19 protein-coding genes are annotated in these 26,515 nt (G+C 41.8%); 13 read left to right on the top strand and 6 right to left on the bottom strand.

Annotation, left to right across the window (positions count from 1 at the left end):
• Positions 1–452 precede the first annotated feature (452 nt).
• Entirely contained in the window at positions 453–2,594 is a 2,142-nt protein-coding gene (locus VB073_RS10860; RefSeq protein WP_323404191.1) for a hypothetical protein, read from the top strand.
• Here VB073_RS10860 and VB073_RS10855 read toward each other — a convergent pair whose 3' ends face one another.
• Genes VB073_RS10855 through VB073_RS10845 form a run of 3 tightly spaced genes read right to left on the bottom strand, consistent with a single transcriptional unit; the run spans position 2,595 to position 4,654 of the window.
• Positions 2,595–3,725: a glycoside hydrolase family 130 protein gene (locus tag VB073_RS10855; RefSeq protein ID WP_416349527.1), complete on the bottom strand. Its 1,131-nt coding sequence runs from the start codon at positions 3,723–3,725 to the stop codon at positions 2,595–2,597.
• 55 nt (positions 3,726–3,780) lie between these two features.
• Entirely contained in the window at positions 3,781–4,380 is a 600-nt protein-coding gene (locus tag VB073_RS10850) for a lysine exporter LysO family protein (protein ID WP_323404190.1), read from the bottom strand.
• Entirely contained in the window at positions 4,370–4,654 is a 285-nt protein-coding gene (locus VB073_RS10845; RefSeq protein WP_323404189.1) for a LysO family transporter, read from the bottom strand. The genes VB073_RS10850 and VB073_RS10845 overlap by 11 nt, the downstream gene beginning before the upstream one ends.
• 269 nt (positions 4,655–4,923) lie before the next feature.
• On the opposite strand from VB073_RS10845, the gene VB073_RS10840 reads away from it, so the two are divergent.
• The 5 genes from VB073_RS10840 (at position 4,924) to VB073_RS10820 (ending at position 13,178) form a co-directional block, all read left to right on the top strand.
• Positions 4,924–5,916 carry a metallophosphoesterase family protein gene (locus VB073_RS10840; protein WP_323404188.1) on the top strand — a complete coding sequence of 331 codons (993 nt, stop codon included), beginning with the start codon at positions 4,924–4,926 and terminating at the stop codon, positions 5,914–5,916.
• Positions 5,917–6,003: 87 nt separating this feature from the next.
• Positions 6,004–6,948, top strand: coding sequence for a sugar phosphate isomerase/epimerase family protein (locus VB073_RS10835; protein ID WP_323404187.1), 945 nt, complete (start codon positions 6,004–6,006; stop codon positions 6,946–6,948).
• A 13-nt stretch (positions 6,949–6,961) separates the two neighbouring features.
• A complete protein-coding gene (locus tag VB073_RS10830) occupies positions 6,962–8,320 on the top strand; it encodes a Gfo/Idh/MocA family oxidoreductase (RefSeq protein ID WP_323404186.1) in 1,359 nt (452 codons plus the stop codon).
• An 89-nt stretch (positions 8,321–8,409) separates the two neighbouring features.
• Positions 8,410–9,663 (top strand): Gfo/Idh/MocA family oxidoreductase, encoded by a 1,254-nt coding sequence (locus VB073_RS10825; RefSeq protein ID WP_323404185.1) that lies wholly within the window; start codon positions 8,410–8,412, stop codon positions 9,661–9,663.
• 125 nt (positions 9,664–9,788) lie between these two features.
• Entirely contained in the window at positions 9,789–13,178 is a 3,390-nt protein-coding gene (locus tag VB073_RS10820; protein ID WP_323404184.1) for a family 16 glycoside hydrolase, read from the top strand.
• Positions 13,179–13,257: 79 nt separating this feature from the next.
• Here VB073_RS10820 and VB073_RS10815 read toward each other — a convergent pair whose 3' ends face one another.
• From VB073_RS10815 to VB073_RS10805, 3 genes are all read right to left on the bottom strand, one after another.
• The gene (locus tag VB073_RS10815) at positions 13,258–14,739 is read right to left on the bottom strand and encodes a glycosyl hydrolase family 28 protein (protein ID WP_323404183.1); all 1,482 of its coding nucleotides are present in this window, start codon (positions 14,737–14,739) and stop codon (positions 13,258–13,260) included.
• A gap of 85 nt (positions 14,740–14,824) precedes the next feature.
• Positions 14,825–15,700 carry a hypothetical protein gene (locus VB073_RS10810; protein ID WP_323404182.1) on the bottom strand — a complete coding sequence of 292 codons (876 nt, stop codon included), beginning with the start codon at positions 15,698–15,700 and terminating at the stop codon, positions 14,825–14,827.
• Positions 15,693–18,500, bottom strand: coding sequence for an N-6 DNA methylase (locus VB073_RS10805; RefSeq protein ID WP_323404181.1), 2,808 nt, complete (start codon positions 18,498–18,500; stop codon positions 15,693–15,695). The genes VB073_RS10810 and VB073_RS10805 overlap by 8 nt, the downstream gene beginning before the upstream one ends.
• Positions 18,501–18,782: 282 nt before the next feature.
• On the opposite strand from VB073_RS10805, the gene VB073_RS10800 reads away from it, so the two are divergent.
• The 7 genes from VB073_RS10800 to VB073_RS10770 all read left to right on the top strand — a co-directional run bounded on the left by VB073_RS10800 (position 18,783) and on the right by VB073_RS10770 (position 26,469).
• Entirely contained in the window at positions 18,783–19,961 is a 1,179-nt protein-coding gene (locus tag VB073_RS10800) for an esterase (protein WP_323404180.1), read from the top strand.
• Between the two features lie 150 nt (positions 19,962–20,111).
• A complete protein-coding gene (locus VB073_RS10795; protein WP_323404179.1) occupies positions 20,112–20,621 on the top strand; it encodes an ECF transporter S component in 510 nt (169 codons plus the stop codon).
• Between the two features lies 1 nt (position 20,622).
• Positions 20,623–21,024 (top strand): phosphoribosyltransferase, encoded by a 402-nt coding sequence (locus tag VB073_RS10790; protein WP_323404178.1) that lies wholly within the window; start codon positions 20,623–20,625, stop codon positions 21,022–21,024.
• A 63-nt stretch (positions 21,025–21,087) separates the two neighbouring features.
• Complete coding sequence (locus VB073_RS10785) at positions 21,088–22,983, top strand: TonB-dependent receptor (RefSeq protein ID WP_323404177.1); 1,896 nt, start codon at positions 21,088–21,090, stop codon at positions 22,981–22,983.
• 61 nt (positions 22,984–23,044) lie between these two features.
• The gene (locus tag VB073_RS10780) at positions 23,045–23,986 is read left to right on the top strand and encodes a DUF362 domain-containing protein (RefSeq protein ID WP_323404176.1); all 942 of its coding nucleotides are present in this window, start codon (positions 23,045–23,047) and stop codon (positions 23,984–23,986) included.
• 87 nt (positions 23,987–24,073) lie between these two features.
• Positions 24,074–25,627, top strand: a complete 1,554-nt coding sequence (locus VB073_RS10775) for a 4Fe-4S dicluster domain-containing protein (protein WP_323404175.1) — start codon at positions 24,074–24,076, stop codon at positions 25,625–25,627.
• 362 nt (positions 25,628–25,989) lie between these two features.
• Positions 25,990–26,469 (top strand): hypothetical protein, encoded by a 480-nt coding sequence (locus VB073_RS10770; protein ID WP_323404174.1) that lies wholly within the window; start codon positions 25,990–25,992, stop codon positions 26,467–26,469.
• Positions 26,470–26,515 lie beyond the last annotated feature (46 nt).

The raw sequence follows: 26,515 nt of genomic DNA, 5'->3' as shown, positions 1-26,515 counted from the left end.
AGAACGAAGAAAAAGACCGTCAATATATTTATTCTTATATTTGTTCTCACTCCTTTAAGATCTGCTTAGTTACAACTTTTATATTTCATATAACTTCCTTTAAGACTCCAATCCATTCACACAAAAATAGTAATTTAAAAGAGAATACAAAGAATTTTCTTATCAGATATTTTTTTATTTATAGCTTTATTTATATATCTTTGATGACTGATCTATTACTGACGATCTTTATAAAGCAGAAATGCGCATTATAATTTATTTATACGATTGGTCCCATGTAAATTAGCCAAAGACTCAAAGAAGCCATAATTTACTGATGATCAACATATTTTGTATAACCAGAGATACATTTTAATAAAAGAGCTATGTTAAAAAAATCATTGAAGAACATATCAATTAAGGATATGTATTATAGTGGAGAACTATCTACCCGTGCAATCAATTGTTGCTTAATGGAAGATTTACCCACTCTTTACGATGTTGTTACCTATTTTGAAACGGGAGGTTCTTTCCTGAAATTGACACATGCAGGTCGTGTAACAGCGAATGAACTAGAGAAATTATGCCTGAAAACTCTTTCCCGGCTAAAAGATTCAAATGAAAAGATTGTGGAGATTAACGATAAAATAGAACAAAAAGAGTTGACCGAGGATGATTTTCACCGTTTGATCAGCAAAAAACTCATTTCATCGACCGAATTGTTAAACTTCTTATCGCCGGTACAAAAAAATATACTGGTGAAAAAATATGATGAACTCATTTCATCCTGTTCCAATCGTACAGCAAAGTGGTTAAGGGTTGTTGATTTTGATTATTTTGTGCATAACTATTTATTGGAACATGATAATCGCCTGAGGAATATCAGAAATCTAGGTAATAAATCATTTCCGGAGTTAGTCGAATTGAAAAAGAGACTGGAGAAAGAAATTTTCAACACGATGCATTTAACGGAGGAAATTTTTTCCAGAGAAAAGTTAATATTAGAAAAGGGAAAATGGATAGAAGACGATTTTGTATACCATTATTATACACAATACGGTCATATGCCCATGTTTTATATATTTGAACGGGAACTCAAATCAAACCCCAGTAGAGACATGGATATTTTCTTTCAATCTTATCCTATATTCGAGAATGATACACCACTATCAAGTACAGTGTTAGGAGTAAAGTACAAAATATCAAGCAGCAGAATCATTCAAATCAAAAATAAGATCTTTAAAGATTTCTTTTCGACGAGTAATCCCCTTATTAAAGAGATGAAAGAGAATTGGTTTTTTTATATGAAACTGATTAATGATAAAGATATCTTATGGCAAGATGATGATCGGATCAGTAGAATTATAGAACAAGAGAATATTCATTTTAACCGGGAATTTATCCTACAGATACTAGCAATAGTCAGCGAGAATACACATACATTACTGGGAGATTTTGAATCGGAAGAGAAAAACACAATATGGAAAAACAAGATATTGATACCAGGAGAAGTGGCACTTGCTTTCAATTTCAATAAATTCGTCACCGATATTGAGTATATAATATCCATCCGCCAAACAGAAATTCTATCCGACATCGAATCCTACATATTGCGCTCTCCTGCCTGGAAAAAATACAAGTCCGAAATTATGGAAGAGGTAATGAGGATTACAAGAGATATTCTGAAACACGAGTTTGGACTGTCAATAGTTTCAGGGAAAATTACAATTTCAACTCCTACATTTTCCATGCTTCCTCCTTCAGATGTATTATATGGAATATTGAAACAAAACGGTGAACCGATGCATATCGATAATATATTTATAGAATTCAAGAAAAAATTTCCAAAACATAAATATAACAATCCTGCCCAACTTCGCCCTCTTTTGTATCAGCACGATCTGATAACCCACAGAGGAAGGAAAAGTACCTACATGTTGAAAGAATGGGAACACATCAAATCAGGAACGATCAGGGATACGATCATAGAGTTTTTGGATAAACAGGAAAATCCACAGAGGATCGAAGCAATTTCGAATTACGTTTTACAATTCTTTCCGGAAACAAATATGAAAAGTATCCGCACAACATTATACAGTGATCATAAAAAGCGTTTTATAAGGAGTAAAGGAGGTTATTTCAGTTTGTACAATAAAACCTATAATGATGGAACGATCGAAACTGTAACAAAAAATATTTCTAACAACGAATTTAAACAAACACTTGCTAATTTGGAAAAATTCATATGGAAGAATTGGCACTTTCCGTTCCCTGACTCAACCAATCCTGATGAGATCTCATTATATACATGGTGGAGAACACAGAATCTAAATCTTGATCAACTGACAGAAAAGCAAAAAGAAGAGATAGAAGAGATAAGAAATCAATACAAGGGTATTGATACAGAAAGAGATGACTACGAATGGAACAATAAATATAACTCCCTTATCAATTTTGTAGCCAATCATAAAAGAATACCCTCCGATAATAGCAGAGGTATTGAAAAACTGTTGCGCAATTGGCATATAAAAATAACCAACGACATGGTAAATAAAAGGTTAAATGAATCCCAACTAAGAAAATATACTAAAATTAAAGAGATAGCGAAGCAATAATCACACGGTTCCCGATGGATTGTACACCACAACAGAAACACGAGAGTCGGCACTCCCATAATATAGAAACCATTTTTTTTGGAAATAGACCAATCCTTCAATGAAAACAGTTCCCGCTGGGTACTGGCCACTTTTTTCAAAATCCTCTTCCGGGAACAGGAATGGTTTATCCAATCGTTTGATCAACTTCGTAGGATCATTACTATCAAACAGTACCTGACCTGCGCAATAGGCATTGGATGCATAATTGGGATCACCCGCTGTAGCATTGTTTTTCCCGTTATACAACAAAATAATCCCATTTTCAGTCCAGATTGCGGGAGGACCACATTCGGTCAGATCACTATCGAAATACCCTTTTCTGGGCGTCATCAATTTCTTCAGTTCATTATTCTCATCCAACAGAGGAGTCCAGTTTACCAGATCATCGGATGTGGCTCCATAGATTGCGTGTTCTCCCCAATACATGAAGTATTCACCATTTATTTTTTTAATCACCAACCGGTTATCTTTGAGTGTAGTCACGATACTGGAGGCCTTCGACCAGATATTGAGAAACCGGCCTTCATATGCTTTTGCAAAAATAGGTCCATGCTTTTCCCAATGAATCAGATCCCTGGATGTGGCCACGCATAACCGCGCAACTTTCCTATCCCACGAGGTGTAGAAAATAGTGTACAGCCCATCTTCGGTAACAGCAACACGAGGATCCTCACATCCTCCAGGCCACTCATACTGTGCATTATTGTCGTTATCAGGAAAAAGAACCGGCTCTGATCTTCTTTTCATCGAAAATCCGTCGGTCGATTCCGCCAGGGCGATCCTTGATACACGTTTACCTATACCCGTAGCAGAATTGTCTTCCGCACGATATAAGACACATATTTTACCATCTTTGACAACCGCTGCCGGATTAAAAGCATCACTCTCTTCCCAGCGAACGTCACCTTTATTCATGGGACAATAAAAAACGGAATTAGAATCGGGTGAAATGACAGGATTCACAGAGGCTGGACGACTAAATTCCCCCAAGGGAAATGAAGGAACATAATTCTTTTCCGTGTTGCCACAGGAAATAGAAAGAGAGACAACCACCGTGGTTATAAACATTTTAATCATTTGATATCTCATGACAATTCTTTTAAATTTAAAAAATATGATAATGATATTATATAAGCTATTTTATTCACCAACAAAATAATGTAACCAAAATAGGGACACTAAGGTCAAGCACAAATCCGTGAAAAACAGAGATAACAGCAAATTCTTTCCCCGAAAATTTCAATATGACCGGTAAAGTAGTATCCATTGTCGTTGCACCTCCCACAGAAATCGGGGCCAGTTTACCGAAATATTTCACAAAAAGAGGAGCCAACAGCAAGGTCATTATTTCACGGGTTATATTTGAAACCAATGCAATAGTTCCCAATTCCGCACCTTTATATTCGGTTATAAAAATTGATGACAACGAATAATATCCGAAACCACTACCCACAGCCATGGAGTCAATAATCGACCGACCGGGAAGGAAAAGACTGATTATCGCACACCCCGATAGAGTACCGACAATCGTTGCCACCGGTAGCAAGTAAAACCTCGGATTTATTCGCCTAAAACGCTTCAGCATACTGGAATCGTTACCCAATCCCACCCCAACACAAAACATCAAGCAACATAACACATAAAAACTTATATCGCTCTCGATAGCTGAAGACGGAATAATCTTGAAGTAACCAAACAATACTCCCAAGACAAAAAAAGAGACAATAATAATACTATTCCTCATGAAGATTCTTTTTCTTATTACCAATATGCTTCCATAGCAATAATGCAGCTATAGCACTTCCCAATACTGCGGCCAGGGTAATAACTAAAGCTTCAATTCCTATATTGGCCAGGCTCGATATTATTTGGGAATTACTACCGACCTCCAATCCAAGTATAAATAACAGGATCCAAATCAACAATGTAATAATTTTCGAAATATTTCGGATTTCCTTTTTTCGCAATAGAAATCCGAAAACTCCTCCAAGCACCATAAAACCAATTGCTATGAACATATTGACAAAGAATAAATCATATAAAACAAAAGTAAATAAATAATCAGAGATGGCAAAACAGGGAGCACTACTTTCGTCTCAATACATATTACCTTAAAAAAATCACTCAAAATCTTTAACAACTAATCGTTTTATTTAAAGAAAGTCTTAACTTTGCCTCCAATCCTAATGTATTTGAAGTAGAAGTCAGATATCCTTTCTAGCAAAGTTAAGACGGATTGGTGAATACGAATAATATCTTTTATTGGAATCAAAAAAATTTTAATCTCATGAACAAAAAATGGATATTTTTTTTGCTGTTCAGCCTAATTACAATTACGTTGCATGCCCAAAAACTTTCTTTTAAGAAAGAGGGTACATTTAAGATCGTACAATTTACCGACATGCATTATGTGCACGGGGACCCGAAGGCAGACACCACCCTACTGCTTATTCCCAGAATATTGGATGCAGAAAAACCGGATTTGGTTGTATTTACAGGAGATATCGTCACCGGACCTGTACGGGAAGGATGGGATAAAATTACAGCCCCTGTGATCGAACGGAGAATACCTTTCGCCGTAACCTTGGGTAATCATGATCACGAACAAGGAGTGACCAGAGAAGAGATCGCAGATATTGTCACTAACTACCCTTTCAACATGAACAGGTTGTCGGAGGTAAGCCAAGGTAGAGTGATGGATAATGTAATTCCAGTATATAGCAACCAAAAACCATTAAAGGAAGCGGCCCTTATATATTGTTTTGACTCCGGGTCCTATCCAAGCATGGACAACGTGGGAACTTACGGCTGGATAACAACCAGCCAGATAGAATGGTATAGAGAACAAAGCCTCCATTATACCATCAGGAATAAATTCCAGCCATTACCCGCTTTGGCCTATTTTCATATTCCATTACCTGAATACCGATTGGCTTTTAACGATGAAAAAAATGTGCGCTATGGAGAAAGAAGGGAAAACGAATGTCCTCCCGACCTTAATACAGGTATGTTCTTTTCGATGCGAGAAATGGGAGATGTCATGGGTACATTCGTCGGACATGACCATGTGAACGATTATATAGTGGATTATTATGGTATTGCCTTGGCTTACGGTCATTTCAGCGGTTGGAAAACCACCTATACTTTTGAAATCAACGGTGCCCGCATAGTGGTACTCAAAGAAGGAAAGAGGGAATTCGACACATGGATGCACCAGTTGGATGGCAGGATCCGCGATAAAGTCACCTATCCGACAGACTTTACCCAACCGTCTAAATAGCTGCTCGCAAACCTTTTTTACGAAGTTAAAGAGTCCTTTATTAAATATTTTAATATCTTTACGCGATATTATTATCTTTTATCCGATATGAACAAACGGGAATTTATTAAATCAGCGGCCATTATTGCAGGTGCAACAGGGGTCACACCCTTATCCTCGGCTGTTATCCGTTCTGCTTCGGAGTCTCCGTCACACGAGAAATCCAAACAGCAGGATGTAAGGAGTGCACCTTTAAAGAAGAGTTTAGGGTTAGGAATGATCAATGAAGAGTTATCGCTAACCGATAAATTTAAACTTGTAAAAGATCTGGGGTATCACGGTGTGGAACTCAACACTCCGGCAGATTATCCGTTGGCGGAGATCCTTAAAGCAAAGGAGAAATCCGGAATTGAACTTCCCTCAGTTGTGAATAAAGATCATTGGGGATCACCTCTGTCCGATCCGGATCCACAAGTAAGGAAAAAATGTATTCAATCGGTAGCTACATCGCTCCGGGAGGTGAAAGAACTGGGAGGTGATACCGTACTGGTAGTTCCGGGTGTTGTCAATGAAAAGGTTTCTTATGAGCAGGCATATATCAATTCCCAGAATTCCATACGGGAACTGATACCCTACGCTGAGGAAACCGGAATGCAGATCGCTCTTGAAAATGTATGGAATAATTTCCTGATCAGCCCCATGGAAGCCAAAAGGTTTGTTGACGAAATCAATCATCCATTGGTAGGATGGTATTTCGATATCGGTAACGTGTTGCGTTACGGTTGGCCTGAACACTGGATCAAAACATTGAACAGGAGAATCATGAAACTCCATATCAAGGAGTTCAGCCGTGAACTGATGAATTCTAAGGGACTATGGGAAGGGTTTAATGTTGAACTGCTAAAGGGCGACAATAACTGGCCAGTAGTTATGAAAGCTGTACGTGAAGTCGGCCATACAGGCGGGTGGCTTACCGCAGAGGTCCCGGGCGGAAACAGAGATCATTTAAAGAAGATATCCATGCAAATGGATGAAATCATATCCTTTTACTAAAAAATATAATTCAATGCAATCAAACGATCCATTATTATCAAGAAGGAACTTCCTGAAAAGTTCGGCCACGATAGGCACTGTAGGTATGATGGGAGGTATCCCCCTTTTAAGTTCCTGTTCATCCCAGCAAAAAGGGAAAAAAGAAGAATTACGACTACCCAAGTTACTTGACCAGGCACCTGACGGACCAGTACTCAAGGCAGGGTTGATCGGATGTGGAGGACGTGGGACGGGAGCTGCAATCGATTTTTTGAATGCCGGCCCCAATTTGCAGATAGTGGCTCTGGGTGATGTTTTTCAGGACAAGATGGATGCATGCAGGGACCTTCTGAAAAAAGAGAAAAATGTGGAAATACCCGATGAAAAATGTTTTATAGGGTTCGATAGCTATGAAAAAGTGATTGATGCGGGAATCGATGTCGTATTGCTGTGTACCCCGCCACACTTCAGACCGGCACATGTAGAGGCCGCAGTAAACGCAAAGAAGCATATCTTTATGGAAAAACCGATCGCAGTAGATCCGGCAGGTGTACGCAAAGTAATGGCTTCGATGAAAAGAGCGGAATCCATGAAACTGAATGTTATAAGCGGAACGATCCGTCGTTCCCAGAAAGATTATATGGAAACACGGCGCAGGGTATTGAATGGCGAAATCGGAGAAATTACCGGTGCCAACATTATCCGGAACGGTGGTGCACTATGGTTTCGCAGTAGAAGACCGGAGTGGACCGACATGGAATATATGCTAAGGAATTGGGTGAACTTCTGCTGGTTGTCCGGTGATCACATTGCGGAACAATTCATCCACGAGATAGATGTAATGAACTGGTATCTCGGCGAATATCCAACATTAGCTACAGGATGGGGCGGACGTCAGAGACGGGTTACCGGTGATCAATACGACTTCTTCAGCATCGAATATCTCTATGAAAGCGGAATGAGAACCCACTGTGCTGCCAGACAAATCGACGGTTGTTCCAATGGGAAAGTGGAACAGATCAACTGTACACAGGGTTACGCCAATGCCGAAGGAAAATTATATGACCTGAAAGGTAACCTGATCTGGCAATATCCCCACCCTGAAGGGAACGATCCTCAATCGGAATGGCATGTAACCAACCCGTTCGTACAGGAACACATCAATTTAGTTACTGCTATAAGGAGCGGCAACACGATCAATGATGGGGAAGACCAGGCCAATTCCACGCTGGTGGCTATCATGGGTAGAATAGCAGCCTATACCGGGAAGGATGTCTCCAGGGAAGAAATTATGAATTCCGACCTCTATCTGGGACCGAAGACTTATGTGATGGGGAAAGTGGAAGGTATTCCTGAAACTATTCCTTTGGCCGGCGTTCCGAATAAAGAATAAAAAAATCCAAAAAAAATTATTCATATAAAATTATTGATAAAGAAAAAGGCTTGAAATCTAACAGTCTTGATTCTAAAAATCTTATTACAATGACCTCCAGAAGACAATTTTTAAAAACAATGGGAGGAGTTACATTACTCACCATTGTACCTCGAAATGTACTAGGAAAAGGTTTGATCGCACCAAGTGACGAACTGACCAAAGGTATCATCGGCGTGGGGGGAATGGGCCGTGGCCATATTCCCTATGACAAGACACGTGTGGTTGCCATGTGTGATGTGGATAAAACACATCTTGCACAGGCAGCCGCGATGGTAAAAGAAAAGATCAACCTCTATCACGATTTTCGGGATCTGATCCTCGACAAAGACGTGGATATTGTACATATCGCCACCCCACCCCACTGGCACGGTATTATGTCGGTGGAAGCAGCAAAAGCAGGAAAAGACATTTTCTGTGAAAAACCGATGACCCGCACTATAGGTGAAGGAAAACGGGTAAGGGAAGCGATAGCCCAACACGGAAACATTTTTCGTCTCAACACATGGTTCCGATTCCATGATCAATTCTACGGATTGGGAACACCCATGAAACCTCTCAAAAAACTGGTCGATAGCGGCTTACTGGGATGGCCATTGAAGGTGACAATCAGCAAACATACCGGTTTCGACTGGAAATTCTTCTGGGTTGGAAAAGAGCATCTGGAACCACAACAAATTCCTCAGGAACTCGATTATGATATGTGGCTCGGCCCAGCTCCCTATAAACCTTATAATGCACATCGCGTGCACGGTACTTTCCGCGGATATTGGGACTATGACGGCGGAGGCCTTGGAGACATGGGACAACACTATATCGATCCCGTACAATATATGCTGGGAAAAGATGATACCAGTCCTGTCAAAGTGGAAGTAGATGCGCCCCAACAGCATCCCGATGCAGTGGGTACCTGGAGGAGTATCACTTATACCTATGAAGATGGTTGTCAGATTATTCTTTGGGGCGGTGATTACGGAAAACCGGGAACTCCCTACATATCCGGACCGAATGGAAATGTTTACCAGAACTTCGTATGTGATATCCCCAATTGGCAAAAGAAACTGGCTGATTTCCCCGAACCTCAGATTCAAAATACAAATTATATCGAAAGTGTTCGTAACAGACAGAAATTCGCACTGAACGAGATCAACGGACACCGTTCCTGTACAATTGTCAATATGGGTATTGCCGCCCTTCAACTGAACAGAACGCTCGAATACGATCCTGTAAACGAACTCTTTGTGAACGATGAAGAGGCTAACCGCCTGATCAATCAACCTGTCCGTGCTCCGTGGACTATTTAAAGTGGAAAGGTGAAATAGTGAAAAAGTGGGAAGGTAAATACAAGAACCAGGAATCAAAAATTCTTAACTTCTTAACTTCCTATTTCCAAGTTCCAAGTTCCAATCTCAAACTTCCAATTCAAAAAATGAAACATATAAAATTAATTATACTTTGCCTTAGCTTGCTTATTGCAAGTGGTATACAGGCACAACTACCAGCGGGGAGAACAACCTCCACCATTATTGCCGATGCGCTGGCCCAACTGCCGGCGGATACCCCCCAGAAATATAACCAGACAATCGCCGATCTGGTTTCCACCGGAGAAGCTGGCTTACTCGATCTGATCGGGAGGATGAATCCTCCGGGGAAACAGAGCAACGAGACACTGGATTTCGCTATCAGCGGATGGACTCATTTCGCAGCCAAGGACAATGCGGCACGCAAGGTTGCTGCCGGCGCTTTCCAGAAAGCGCTTGGCAAGCCCTTGGATAAAGATGTGAAAGCATTCGTGATACGTCAGCTTCGTACCATCGGAACAGATGACAATGTGGATGGCTTGTCGGCTTTTCTCACAGATGACTATCTCTCCGCTCCTGCCGCACAGGCACTGGCTTCTATCGGAACCGAAAAAGCAGGTAATGCCTTATTGGCTGCACTCAAAGAGACAAATAGTGACGGCATCCGGTTGAATCTGATCAATGCCATCGGACAAACCGGTCTTACACAAGCAGAACCCACGCTGCTTGGTCTACTGAACGGCAACCCATCGGAAGCGATACAGAAAGTATTGCTGAATACTCTGGGAAACATAGGCACCCAAGAGTCACTCAAAGCATTAAGCAGCGCAGCAGAAAAAACAGGTTATGCTTATCAGAAAGATAATGCCACCGCTTCATACATCGCTCTACTGGGTAAATTGAACAATACTGCACCCAAATCGGTGAAGAAAGAGGCGGAGAAGCTGCTCGCTACAGCGGGGAAACAGAATAAACAAGATATTAAGATTGCCGCCGCAAAACTTTTACTGGCCCAACCTTCGGTCAAAAAAGAGGATATACTGAAAAGTGCTATCAAGGATGGAGATCTCACCTACCTCTCCGGCCTGCTCAATCTCTATCCGTTCGAAAATGACAAAAAATCAGCAGAACTGATACAAAAAGAGCTTGTTTCATCGAAGTCGCCACAAGTACAAACAGCACTCTCTTACTGGTCGGCCAATCATAATAAAAACGCATCTATACCGCAGATTGCGAAACTGATCAATTCATCCGATAAAATGGCACAAAAAGCGGGGGCACTCTCGTTGGCCAAGTTCGGTGGGGATGAGTCACTCATCGCATTGGCTTCTCTGCTGAAAAGCGATAACGAAGAGACTGTAGCACTGGGAAAAGAAGCGCTCTCCACTTTTAATGGAGATATCTCCTATACTCTCGCTTCCGCGTTTGACAAGATCGGCGATGCAGGTAAAAAAGCTGTCCTGGAACTCATCTCCAACCGTAAGATGGAAAGCCAGTATAACCTGGTATATAACCAGATGTTCATTGACAATGAAACAGTGAAGTCGGCTGCTGCCAATACCCTAAAGGATGTGGTGACTGACAAGAATCTGGCCGACCTGTTTACTTTGCTCGAAAGGTCGGATGCGGCACAAACACCTGCCATTCAACAGGCCATTAACGCAGCATTAAACTATTTACCGGCAGAACAACAACTTCCTCTGGTAACGGAAAAGATGAAAAGTTCTACCAAGAAACATCTTTATTACACTGCATTGGCAAACAGCGGCTCGCAAGGAGCCATGGAGCTCATTACCAAAGCCTACGCTTCTGCCAGAGGGGCTGAAAAAGATGCTGCTTTTGACGCACTCACCCATTGGAAATCGTTCCACGTGATCTACCCGATGCTCGATATTGCACGTAACAGTAAAGACAAAGGTGAATTGCAAAAGGTGACTGACGCATTGATTTCTGTTATCCGCAAATCCGGACAGACCGGAGCGATCCAGTATCTCTACCTCCGTGAAGCGATGCAATTCGCCCAAAACGACAAACAGAAAAACGATATTCTTCGGATGATCGGCAATACGGGGCAATACCAGGCATTACTTCTCGTTGCGCCTTATATGGATGAACCGGCGGTGAAAGAATCGGCTGCATTGGCCGCAATGAATATTGCTCTCAATAATCCTTCATTCGCCGGTAGTGAAACCACCAAAATCCTGAATAAAGTAAGCAAGACGCTTTCTAACCCCGATGCGGATTACCAACGACAATCCATCAACAAATTCCTGGCTGAGAATCCGAACGAAGGAGGATTTATTTCCATATTCAATGGTAAGAACCTGGATGGATGGAAAGGATTGGTGGAAAATCCTATTGCCCGGGCTAAAATGAGTAAGAAGGAACTGGCCGCTGCACAGGTCAAAGCAGACAAGGAAGCGGTAAATGACTGGAAAGTAGTGGATGGTACTATCTTCTTCGACGGGAAAGGATACAATAACCTCTGTACTGAAAAACTGTATGGTGATTTTGAAATGATGATCGACTGGAAACTCTATCCGGGTCCCGAACCTGATGCAGGTATCTACTTGCGTGGAACGCCACAAGTACAGATATGGGATACCGCCCGTACGAATGTAGGTGCGGAAGTGGGATCAGGAGGCCTCTACAACAACCAGAAAAACCCGAGCAAACCACTCAAGGTGGCAGACCAGAAGGTGGGTGAATGGAACACTTTCTTTATCCGGATGGTAGGTGAACGTGTATCGGTCTGGCTCAATGGCGAACTTGTAACCGATGAAGTGGTATTGGAGAACTTCTGGGACAGGAACCAGCCGATCTTCCCGGTAGAACAAATTGAATTACAGGCTCATGGTAGCGAGGTAGCCTATCGTGATATCTTCATCAGGGAGATTCCTGCCCCCGATCCCTTCAAGTTATCGGCTGAAGAAGAGAAGGAAGGATTCCGGATCCTCTTCGACGGGACAAACCTCGACCAATGGACAGGAAATAAAAAGGATTATGTGGTAGAAGGCGGTAATATCGTACTACACCCCAGCCAGGGATCAGGAGGTAACCTCTACACCGCCGACGAATTCGACAACTTTGTTTTCCGCTTCGAATTCATGCTCACACCCGGTGCCAATAACGGATTAGGTATCCGAACTCCCACAGAAGGAGATGCCGCTTATGGGGGTATGGAACTGCAGATACTCGATAACGAAGCACCTATTTACAAGAAGTTGGAAAAATACCAGTATCACGGGTCAGTCTATGGCGTGATCCCTGCAAAGAGAGGGTTTCTCAAGCCGACCGGAGAATGGAACTACCAGGAAGTGGTTGCCAACGGTGATCATATCAAGGTGATTCTTAACGGAACGACTATCCTTGATGGCAATATCCGTGAAGCCTCCAAAAACGGTACGATAGACAAAAAAGAACACCCCGGATTACTCAACAAAACCGGTCATATCGGTTTTCTGGGGCATGGTTCCAAAGTGCAGTTCAGGAATATCCGTATCAAGGAACTGAAATAAGGCATAGTTAACAGTAGTATAGTAAAAGCGCCATGCGGTTTATTCCGCATGGCGCTTTTGTTTTCCGGTATTACCGGTTTTATTCCGATATGACGGTTACGTTGTGAACAAATTCATTCATAACGATACCCTCTTTGGATTCTCTGCTACCTATGGGTGGATTGATCTTCACATCCTCCTGTGTGATTTTTCTTCCATTGATCGATACATTCTCAATTAACACGTTTTTGATTGCATGATCAGCATCATAACCCAAAAACTCAAAATCCTTATGGAGTTGATAACCTGAATTGTTGACGGTAATATTCCTGAATACTACATCTTCTATATGACCGCGCTCAGTGTCTGTGGTCCACACTGCCGAATTTATCCATAACGAAGCAAATTGAACGGATTCCTCTATACGGATATTTTCGAAGCGAACATTTTTTACCGTTGCCGCATCAGTGTGGTAAATACGTAGTGTCCACTCACGTCCGTGATCACCAATTATATCGCAGTCCTCAAATAAAACATCTTCCACATTCCGGGTCAGTTCTGCTCCAATACTCAATGCATGGGCAATTTCGTTATAAAGTACGCATTTCCGCACATGGATACGACGAGCCTCCTGGGTGACACCCCGCAAGGTTTTAACCACAATAAGATCGTCCCATGTGCGTAGAAAAGAATTTTCCACCAATACATCAATGCAGGCAGTGATGTCTATACCGTCGGAATTGGCGCGATGGCCAAATATTTTCACATTGTCTATATGTACATCATTACAATCGCGTAAAGCAACTGTCCATATACTTGAATTGCATAATATGACTCCTTCCAGTTTAAATCCATCTACAGTAACGTTCATCGTTTGGCGACCCTTTACGCGCGGTATCTGCCCCTGATCAAATATCCCCCTGCCCCGGAAAGTAATGTTTTTACCTCTCAACACAAAAGAGGGCTCTACCCTATCCTTTCCATCTTCAGGCAATATACCTCTCACAACGGCTCCTCCGGCAATATAAACGGTCTGATTGTCGCCAACAGGAACTGAAGTGATTTCATGAATACCCGGACCAAAATAAATCACATTCGGATCGTTTGGATCGGGAATGTCTGTTTCTTCCGGATTCACAAAGAGGTGTAACGAACGTATATGGTCGCCATTGATCTCTACTGTAACATGTTGGGGTGTGTCAACTTCAAAAGTGATCGTTTTACCTTTTATAGTCGGAATTATACCAAAAGAGGTGGGAAGTATCCGGGCTGTTGTAATCAAATCACTTACAGATATACTAACTCTTGCCGCCCCTTTTTTTAAATCAAAGGAGGCAAAACCGGCAATATCGTAAGCCGAATCTGCCAGAGAAATAATTCCCGCTTCATGACGTCCCTGTATGTCTTCGGTACATACTCTGGCATTATAAACAGGCACATTAATACCATTTACAGAGACAGTGAATTTTTCGTTTAACGCCTCCCCTTCAGGAGCACTGTAAACAATTACATCACTTTTAGAATATTTGCATGAAGTGATTACCATGCAAGTAGATAATAATAGAAAGAATATTTTTTTCATACGGAGGTATATACAAATAATAATTACACTGAATGCGCCGGGTGTTTTATTCCGTTCGACCCATTTTTAGTCTTTGAGGATGTTTTCAATATTGCTTTGACCAGATTATTATTTCCATCAGGCTATTAATTAAACTTTTCAAAGTATAGGATGAAATTGAAAATCCTGTCCTTGATGTCCCGTGCAGGTACTCGCTACAAGCGCTGTGGATGAGCTTAGTATGGCAGGAGACTGTACTATCCTGATAAACAGGAGTAGTAGGAGCAAAACCGCTCCTATGATCCGGGTTTCCCAATAGATGCTTATAAAAATCGCCACTGAAAGAGGGAGAACCGTTAGCATTGATATATCTATCGGGAACTATCGCTTTATTTCTATTATTGAGTGACTTATAAACTTCTTCGTGGATCTCTCTTATATCTCCGATCACACCTTTAAAATTGGCCGGATCTTTCTCATCGTAGCGTCGTATGATATTCAACACCGTCACCTCCTTGTTTGTAGGGAGTAATCCACGTTCAAATGCATCAAAGATGTCAAAATTCTCTCTTTTGATCCTGAGTGGTTCTGCATTTTGCACACAATACAATAACTCATTCAAAAGCCTTTCCTGATCATCAGGCTTCTTTATAAACATTTTTTCTTCCGTGTAATATCTTTTGAGGGTATCAAATTCAGAATCATCACCGGTCAAGATAAACCGGGGAAATCCGGATATTGTAGAATCCAAATATTTAAGTGCTGAAGTTATAAAAGACGCATCTTCTTTTGCCTGGTCATCCCGGAGAAGGCATTTTATATCTAACACAACTGCTGCATATTTATGGGCATAAGCAGGAAGCAATTGCTTTAATCCTTCGAGGCTGGTTTTTGCTGCCACAGTAATTTTTTTAGCGTATGCCTCATTGGTAAAGTTCCTGATGAATTCATTATCATCATCAACTAAAATAATACTATTCATACATGCTACTATTTGGCGTGGGTAATTCAATGGTCAATGAAAAACCTTTTTTATTATTTTCTTCTACGATTAGCTTTCCCTTATGTGCCGCGACAACCCGATTGATATAATTGCCCCCGATTCCTGAGCCTTTGCTCCTACTCCCTTTTTCAAATGCCGCCACAAAGTCTTTTTGAGTTAGTTCATAAGGTTTTCCATTGTTCGAATATTCAATGGAGACAACCTCTCTTCTTTTATTGTAACGCACAATAAATATTACTTTATTCGATTGGTTTTTATACTGATCGATAAATGCATGTTTCTCAGCATTGATCAGTAATTGATCCAACAATTCCTTAAAAGAGGTTTTATGTAAAAGGACTGAAACAGACTCTCCTCTTACCTCTATACCATATTCACCATTACGCTCTACAATCTTCTGCGCCCTGTATTCATTCAAAAAATCCAGTATATTTTCTTCCCTTAATTCCTCCGGTAGTAATTTAAAATTCATCACCTTATCCACATTGGTAAGAATGTCACTCAGATGTTGAGTTTCCTTGGAGAGGTTGTATATTAATTGATCAAGGGTATAATTCTCAGGAAAGGATATATGTCGTTCAATTTCAGGATCCACATTCAATTCTATCTTGTCATACTCTTTCAAATGACCTAATTCTTCTCGTTGTACAATTCTTTCTATACGTTTTGTAATCCCATTCAATCCGGAAAACGTAGGTCTTAGCTGATGCGTCAATGTCTTTATGACATCGGCTTCAACTTGTTTTGTTTCCTCTTTATAACCCAATGCTTTGATCCGTTCTTCTATCTTATTCCGTTCTTCAGCGATCAGGTTCGCTTTCTGGGTTTGCACAAACTCATGCTGGGCTTCCAGGCTCATATAGGGTATAACGGTCTCTTCAAGACCTGCAATACTGATGTAAGGCATCACAGCTCCCTGCTTGCGTTTCTCAATCTGCTCCTGAATAAAAGCAGAATGCAATTGATAATATAAATACTCTATACTTAACTCTATTCTATTATTTGGAATTAACGCATAGACATTATTATGAGGCAAAATTGCAGGGACCCTATCCGTAGGCTTGAAAAGGGTTGGTTTCAGGTTATCTCCAATACGAGCTACCAATATACATTCTTCAGAGATTACATTTCTCTCGTATCGGGATTGGTAAATAATACCCTCATTGCTTTGAGTGTTGAGATTGATATCCAGAATATCCTTTGATAATTTTTCAACTTTTATCAATGGAATATCTCCATTTTGCTGAATAACATACTTCTCAGGATTTACACCCGATTGAACATGTACTAAATCGGCCAGAAGTTTCGCTTTACCGTCCCTCAACATACTGTTGGCAAGCAGGAACTGGGCATCATACGATTCTGCCAGTAAATTTACATTGGGCCTTAAATCTTCGATGTGTACTATTTGTGCATTCTTTTCAAACGATTCTTTCCTGTTATATAAGTAAAGAATTTCCTCATTATCCAAAATCACATATTTTGGTGTCTGATCACTTATTCTTCCTACAATAAAATGAATACGACCTTTTAATTCCCCGGGTTTATCACAATTCAGTATGATCAAAGATGATTTGGCTCCGGTAAATGGCCTTAAAGTACCGGGGGGAAGACTGATAATGGTTTCGATCAAATCATTTTTGATGAGCAGTTCCCTGATTTCCTGCTCTTTCCCCTTTTTCACCAAAAAACCATCGGATACCGTCAATACAGCCTTACCTCCGGGTCTCAGTTTTGACAAAGCAAATAGTACCAACGCCCCAAAACTCTTACCCGATTTTGGCGCTGAAAGACCATACTGATCATAAAGCTTATAATATTCCACTGAGTTGGTAATACCATTGGCGGGCAAATCCCCGACTATATAGTCATATTTTTTATCCGTTTTTATCTGTTCAAAACAATCTTTCGCATCGATATGTATATTATCGCATCCATGCATCAATACATTCATACTGGCAAGTTGAGCTATTCGTCGATTAATTTCTGTGCCATAGCCTTGGATACGCTTACCTGTATTGAGCGATACTTCAACCAGTAAATCCCCTATTCCTGCTACAGGATCATACACTGATGACCCATCTTTTACTTTCAGTAATTCAACCATTAATTGCCGTAAGCTGTAGGATGTGTGGTTAAGAGACGACTTATTATCATCCAAAGTATTAAGAGTAATAAGGTGCTCGTATATAGCCCCAAATTCCTTGTCACTTAAATCATCCGTTTGAACCCGCTTTATGATAGACCATATCTCCTGGATTTTATTTTGATCCAGTTTTGATACTAATCTTGCACATTCTTCGAAAATTCCCTCCGGAGCAATCTTATATTCCTCTATAGATTTAAAGCCTTTAATCAGGAACTGTCCCTCATCCACCAATTTCTCGAATAGATCTGTTGATTTTTTTTCAAATTCTATCGGGTAACCACGACCGGTACGATGATTAATATCTACCAATCGTTTGTAATAAAAGAGAACAGCTATTATGAATTGGATATCAGCCTGTATAAAAATACCTTTGAGGCTTTGGGTCAAATACTCATAACTGTTCAATATATTGTTCCAGGTATGATTATTAACCAATACAATATACCCATTTATATTCTGAAAAAGTGACGGATAATCTTTAATACAGCTATAAATCTGGCCTAGATACAAAAATCCCCGGTCATTATGTGAATAATAATCATTCTTATTAATTGACACTGCAATATCCTTTGCTGTCATTCCGGAATTAGCTTCCTTCAAAACCTGTTTTATAGCCTCATGTAGTTTCATTGTTAACTATTTTCATTCATATAATTCATCGCTGTTTCTCAAGGATAATGACAAAATTAAGGATAATCCCACAAATAAAAAAATCCTGTTCACCTGAACAATGGACAAGAAAGCCATTCCCTGATTTTTATTTTTTCCTCCGGAACATATTTTTCATAACCGATAGTTTTTATTAGTTTTGTAAACTGAAGCATTGAAGGAGGGTTTTAGATCAAAGGTAATTAAATTAACCCTTTATTATGTTTTAAAACGAATTGAAAAACTTTCCAATCTGAATAGAATATGAAGATATTATTTTCCTCTATTTTGGCGGTAACATTGATGCTGCTTTTCACAGTAAACGTTCAAGCGCAGGAGAATCTCTCCTCCGGGCAGAAGAAAGAAATTATCTCTCCGGAGATACATGCCGACAATTCTGTTACGTTCCGGTTAACAGCACCAAACGCCAGTAGCGTATCTGTTACGGGGGATTTCCTGACCTCCGGGGAGAATGCCAGGATGACCAAAGATGCCGACGGAGTCTGGAGCTTTACAACGAAACCGTTTCCTTCCGAATTATACACTTATGCCTTCAGGGTGGACGGACTGGAAATGAACGATCCCAATAACGTGTACTACCGGCGTGATGTGGCCAGCACACTCAACGTTTTACTCATCGGAGGTGGACAGGCAGACCTCTACAAGGTAAACAGTGTTCCGCACGGTACAATAGCCAAGAGGTGGTATAAATCGCCGGATAACGACATGACCCGCAGGATCACAATCTATACACCACCCGGTTATGAAGAGAATAAAAAGTCCTATCCGGTCCTCTACCTGCTACATGGCATGGGTGGGGATGAAGAGGCATGGATGACCCTCGGACGCGCTTCCCAGATACTGGATAACCTGATTGCCCAAGGCAAAGCCGAGCCGATGATCATGGTGATGCCCAACGGGAATGTGGCGCAGGAAGCTGCCCCGGGTGAATCGAACCTGGGTTTTTACAAGCCGCAATTCCGGTTACCCCATACCATGGATGGAAAATATGAAGAGACTTTCCACGAAATTATCCGGTTTGTAGACTCCCAATACCGGACCATCCCTAAAAAGAAAGGAAGGGCAATTGCCGGCCTCTCCATGGGTGGATTTCATACCTTGCACATTTCCAGATATTACCCAAAAACATTCGATTACATGGGACTTTTCTCTGCCGCCATCATGCCCAATGAAGCTGTAAAGTCAAAAGTATATGATAACATAGACGGAACGCTATCCGCACAAAAAGCTAACGGCTATACCCTGTACTGGATTGCCATAGGTAAAGATGATTTTCTTTACCAGGCAAATATCGATTACAGGAAAAAACTCGACGGCATGAACTTCCCGTATGTATATAGGGAATCGGAAGGAGGACATACATGGAAAAACTGGAGGATCTATCTCTCAGAATTTCTACCAATGCTCTTTAAAAACAGATAATTATACGTCATTTATTTTTAAATGACGCTTCAGCAAACAATGAGTGATCCCTGCTTTTTTATTTTTTAAATAAAAAATAACTATCTCATTTTTTCGATTCAACAATTTAATTCATAGTTTTGTAGGAATTACGATATAAAACAACCAATTATGTCAACAACAGTCAAATTACACTCTCTGAACCTCAGTAACACGAAGACCTATCTCTTCGCAACGATCTTTATTGTCGGCAACCTGCTTTTACCGCAGTTGGCTCATCTTGTACCACAGGGAGGACTTATCTTCCTGCCTATCTACTTCTTTACACTGATCGCTGCTTATAAATATGGCATCCACGTGGGATTACTGACCGCCATCTTATCCCCGCTGGCCAATCACCTGCTCTTCGGCATGCCTCCCGCAGCTGTACTGCCGGCTATCATGATCAAATCCGTTATTCTGGCGATCGCTGCCGCAATGGCTGCGAAGTATTTCGGAAAAGTATCATTGATAGGCATCTTACTGGCTATTCTCGCTTATCAACTGATCGGAACCGGTATAGAATGGGCCATGACACAAAATTTTGTCATTGCCGTACAGGATTTCCGGCTCGGTGTCCCCGGGATGCTGGTACAACTCTTTGGCGGTTATCTCTTGCTCAAAGCAATAGCCAAAATATAAAATGATTGCCGGAAAATCATTTGAGGAAGTCATGCAACGGTTTCGTGAAATCACCTTTCATGAAACCTTTGACATGATCGTCGCTATTGCCAACGGAGGCATCATTCCGGCAGCCATCATCAACCAGCGGTTGAACATAGAGATACAACTCCTGAAGATCAATCTGCGTGACCAGTATCAGAAACCGAAGTACGAAACTCCAAAATTAATCTCCCCGGTCGATTTTGAATATAAAGGCAAATCGATCCTTTTGGTGGAAGATCGCATAAAAACCGGGGCTACCGTACAATATGCTATTGATCTCTTACAGGACGCCAGACAAATAAAAACTTTTGCTGTAAACGGGAAAGCCGATTATTCGCTTTACGACGAATCCTGCTTTAAATTTCCCTGGATAATATAACCGGGAGCACTCTCTTTCTACTGACACAATTATTATTTATAACAAGCAATGATCAGGGTAAGTATGTCTAAAATCACCCTCTTATTATACTGTATTATGCTGTCGGCACTCACGGTGGCAGCGGGGAACAACTACTACAGTAATGAACCCGATGAAAGGTTAAACGACACCGTTCGGCTGGACGAAGTCATTGTCACCGGCGCTATGTCCAAAATCAATCTGCGCAACCTGCCAATGAGCATATCCGTTATCTCTGAAAAACAGATTGAAGAAAGGATGCAACCCTCCCTCCTACCCTTACTTGCCGAAGAGGTACCGGGACTGTTCATCACCCAGAGAGGAGTAATGGGCTACGGGGTATCTAACGGATCAGCCGGTGGGATGTCTATCCGCGGGATTGGAGGTGCCCCTACTGCCGGTGTATTGGTATTGATTGACGGACATCCACAATATATGGGATTGATGGGGCATCCTTTAGCCGACAGTTACCAGTCGATGATGACGGAACGGGTAGAAGTAGTGCGGGGCCCCGCTTCGGTTCTCTATGGCTCGAATGCCATGGGAGGAGTGATCAATCTCATCACAAAAAAACAACAGCAGGATGGATCCTATGGCACGGCACAGGTAATGTACGGGAGTTACAACACGTTGAATGCAGAAGCATCCTCCGGATGGAAAAAGGATCGGTTGAATGTGGCCGGGAATATAGGCTACAACCGTTCCGACGGACACCGTGAAAACATGGAGTTTGAACAGTGGAACGGCTACGCTAAGGTGGGGTATGAAATTTCAGGCAACTGGAAAAGTTTTGCAGACTTTAATATCTCAAATACAGAGTCTTCTAACCCGGGGATGGTCGCTATCCCCATGATCGATAACGATGCCGACATCACCCGGGGAATGACCTCTCTTGCCCTCGAAAACGAATATGCAAACACATCAGGAGCGGTAAAGCTGTTTTATAACTTCGGTACACATCGGATTAACGATGGATACAGAGAGGGGGGACAACCTTTACCACAACGCTTTAACTCATCCGACCGGATGGCTGGAGTCTCTCTCTACCAATCCTATTCTTTAGTAAAAGGAAATAAAACAACGGCCGGATTCGACTTTCAACATTTCGGAGGTGAGGCTAAGAATAAATTTCCTGATGAAGCAGACAACAAACAGTTAGTAGATACCACCCTCTACGATATAGCGGGATATCTGAACATGCAGCAAACAATCCTGGATAACAAGCTGATACTTAACGCGGGTATCAGGTTAGATCATCATGAAATCAACGGATCTGAATGGATTCCGCAATTAGGCGCCAGTTTCACTCCTTCGAATGCTACCGTTCTGAAAGCAATCGTGAGCAAAGGATTTCGTAATCCCACCATCCGGGAAATGTATATGTTTCCGTCGCAAAATGCGAATCTGAAACCGGAACGGTTGATGAACTACGAGATATCGCTGCTTCAAATGCTTATGAACAACAGATTGAGTGTAGGAGTCAATCTCTTTTACATAAACGGTGACAACATGATACAGCAAGTTCAACCGAATGTCGGGCAATGGGATAATATTGGAGAAGTGGAGAACAAAGGGTTCGAGGTCAGCACTACTTATCAGGCAACACCCAGCCTACGCTTTTCTGCAAACTACAGTTATCTGGATATGACCTATAAAATACTCTATGCACCGGAGCACAAACTCCATGTGGGAGGAAATTATAACAGAGGACGCTGGAATCTCTCTTCCGGAGTACAATATATTGGAAACATGCACACCTCCCCGGCCGAATCTCTGCAGGAGAGTTTTGTTCTCTGGAATGCACGCGCCAGTTTCAAACTCACCGGCAACTTGGATATCTTTGCAAGAGGTGAAAATCTGCTTGGTCAGAAATATGAGATCAACGCCGGATACCCGATGCCGGGTACCACAATCTTCGGAGGAATAAGGGTACGGATTTAATGACAATAGAAATTCAAACAGGCTGGAAATAGACACCAGCCAATCTAAATAAAGCATGATTATGGATAGACGGAATTTCTTACGAGCAGTAGCTCTCACAGGAGCAGCACTGACCACAGTGAAAGAGACAGATGCGATGAGCGTACTCACCCAGTCGTTCGAAACCGCCAACGCCGCCAAAAAATATGATTTGGTAGCCGTAATGGGAGGCGAACCGGAAGCAATGTTCCGCAAAGCGATCGCCGAGATGGGAGGAATGAGCAACTTCATCAGCAAAGGTGATAAAATATGTCTAAAACCTAATATCGGATGGGATCAGCCAATAGAGATGGCAGCCAATACAAATCCTAAATTGGTGGAGGAAATTATTAAACAATGTTTCGATGCCGGTGCAGCAGAGGTGACAGTATTTGACCATACCTGTGACGACTGGCGGAAATCTTATGCCAATAGCGGTATTGAAGAGGCAGCCAAGAAAGCAGGTGCCAAAGTGATACCAGCTCATCAGGAGTCTTATTACAAAGAGGTATCCCTACCCAAAGGAAAAAGCCTGAAAGCAGCCAAGATCCATCAGGCGATCGTGGACTGCGACAAATGGATCAATGTCCCCATCCTGAAAAACCACGGAGGTGCCCAACTCACTATCTCCATGAAAAATTATATGGGGATTGTATGGGACAGGGGATACTTCCACGCCAACGATTTGCAACAATGCATTGCCGACGTATGTACATACTCCAAAAAACCTGTTTTAAACGTGGTGGATGCATACAGGCTGATGAAAACCAGCGGTCCCAGAGGAAAATCGCTCTCCGATGTGGTACTCTCCAAAGGGATCTTTATCTCCCAGGATATTGTCGCAGCCGATACCGCCGCCGCCAATTTCTTCAACCAGGCACGTGAAATGCCACTTGAAAATGTGACGCATATTGCCAAAGGAGAAGAATTAGGCATTGGCACCATGAAACTGGACAACCTGAATATCAGGAGACTGCGCATATAATCCACCTTTCCTTTGTATCATTATCACCGACAATCTTAACCGGCACCTTCCCTCGGATAGTATTGTCGGTGTTAAACTGTGCACATCATGTTGAAAAAAATTCGTATTACTCTCTCTCTGATCCTCTTTACACTGCTCACACTCTATTTCCTCGATTTCAGGGAGATTCTGCCCGCTCAGCTCAGTTTTCTGGCCGAAATACAATTGATCCCGGCTCTTCTGGCTCTCAATATTGTTATTCTGGTATCATTGGCGGGCCTAACCCTCCTCTTCGGAAGGGTGTACTGTTCTTCCATTTGTCCCATGGGGGTATATCAGGATATAGTGGCATGGTTTTCCAAGAGATTTCACAGAAAGAAAAAATACCGGTACAGTGAAGCCAAAAGCATTCTCCGCTGGAGTGTACTGGCAGGCACAGTGATATCATTCATTTTCGGTTTTACCTTTTTACTGGGTTTACTCGACCCGTACGGTGCATACGGAAGGATCGCCACCCATTTGTTCCGGCCTGCATATCTTGCCGGCAATAACCTTTTAGAAGCTATTTTTACCACTTTCAACAATTTCACTTTTTATAAGGTCAGCATCTATACACTCAGCCTTTTTTCTGTTATTACAGCCCTCCTCACCTTGTTGGTCATAGGTTATCTGGCATGGCGCAACGGCAGGACCTGGTGCAATACCATCTGTCCTGTAGGAACCACCCTCGGTTTGCTCAGTAAATACTCTCTGTTCAGGATCCGGTTCGTAGATGAAAAATGCAATATGTGCGGATTATGCGCCATGAAGTGTAAAGCTTCCTGCATCGATTCAAAAAGCAAGCAAATCGATCATAGCCGTTGTGTCACCTGCTTCAACTGCATAGAAAGTTGTAACCGCAACGCGATGAAATACACTTTGAAGCGGCCGAGCAGGAAAAAAGGAGCAGATGTAGCACCTGCTTACACCTATCTGAACGAAAAGAAACCGGTAGATGCGTCGAAACGCCGCTTCCTTTCCGCGTCATTAATTACGGGATTGGCCGCGGGAAAACTTATCGCGCAGGAGATAATCTCAGATGAGTTGCTCCCGAGGAAGGAGTTTAAACGACAACTCCCTGTCGCACCTCCTGGAACACCATCTTTCGATCATTTACGGGAAAAATGTATCTCATGCCATCTTTGTGTGAGTAAATGCCCGTCACACGTGATCAAGCCCGCTTTCCTGGAATATGGTTTAGGAGGAATGATGCAGCCCAAGCTTTACTTCGACCATGGATTCTGTAATTATGACTGTACCATCTGCGGAGAGGTATGTCCCACCGGAGCCATCCTCCCCCTCACTAAAGAGGTAAAGAACCACACCCAGATGGGACAAGTACAATTGATTATTGAAAACTGTATCGTTTACTACGACGAGACAAGTTGCGGGGCTTGCTCGGAACACTGCCCCACACAAGCTGTACGTATGGTTCCGTACAAGGGGCATCTTACCATTCCCGAAATAGAACCAAAAATATGCGTAGGTTGCGGCGGCTGTGAATATGTCTGTCCCGCCATTCCCTACAAAGCCATCTACGTGGAAGGACTGAGCACACAGAACACCATTGAAATTGAACACGATGAAGTGGAAGATATCGTAATAGACGACTTTGGATTCTGATTTTCAGTTCCTCCAGGAATAATACACACAACCAAGTAAGTGATTTAGGAGAAAGCAACTATAATCTTGAAACGGAAACCATCACACTGAATTACAGCTATATGTCAGCTGAAAAACGCTATGAAATACGGGAAAAACTGGTACGACTGAAAGAATAGTCTTCTGATAGTAAGCGGCTCCAGGAGTCATCAAAAAGATCTTGGAGCCACTTTTTTTGTATTAACTGCTCTTTTAATTCTTAAATCAAAAATAATTGATACTTTTGTAAACTAGCTTGGTGTTTCTTTGTTGTACCGTTCATATCAACATTTTGGTTTAGCGGATACAAAATGAAATCTTCACCGACGATGGAATGAATGTAGATGAATAGAGCAACTGCCATATTATTACTTCCAATCATGATGATTTTTGCGATACAACCTGTTATCGCAATACACTTCTGTGGTGGCAAGTTGAAGTCTTTCGATCTTTTCACGGTACATACTGCCACAGATATTAATTCTGCAGGCCTGATAAACCTTGGAGACAACCACTCCTGTTGTGATTTCTACAACACTCATGAAGCCGACAATCAAAATCATGGACGGTACATTGCCAGAAATAGTTGCTGTAATACGGAATTACTGGAGTTCACTACCGATGATTACCAAAATAAAGCAGAACAGCAGACTTCCCGTCCCTTATCCTTTTCTATTGAGAATGTAGGATCCGTTCTAACCGGAATAATTCAATTGCCGGATCCTGAAACCGATATTCGTACCCCTCTTACGGATTTTCCTCCGGGAGGACTTTTTATGAAAGATGTAAATCTGCTCACTTACATCTGTATTTACCGTATTTGATTTTACGAAACTGATCGTTCAGAATAACACGATCAGCCATATATGG

Source organism: Proteiniphilum sp., from assembly GCF_034927365.1.
GTDB lineage: Bacteria > Bacteroidota > Bacteroidia > Bacteroidales > Dysgonomonadaceae > Proteiniphilum.
Note: the sequence above shows the minus strand (reverse complement) of the source record. Positions and strands in the feature narration are given on the sequence as shown.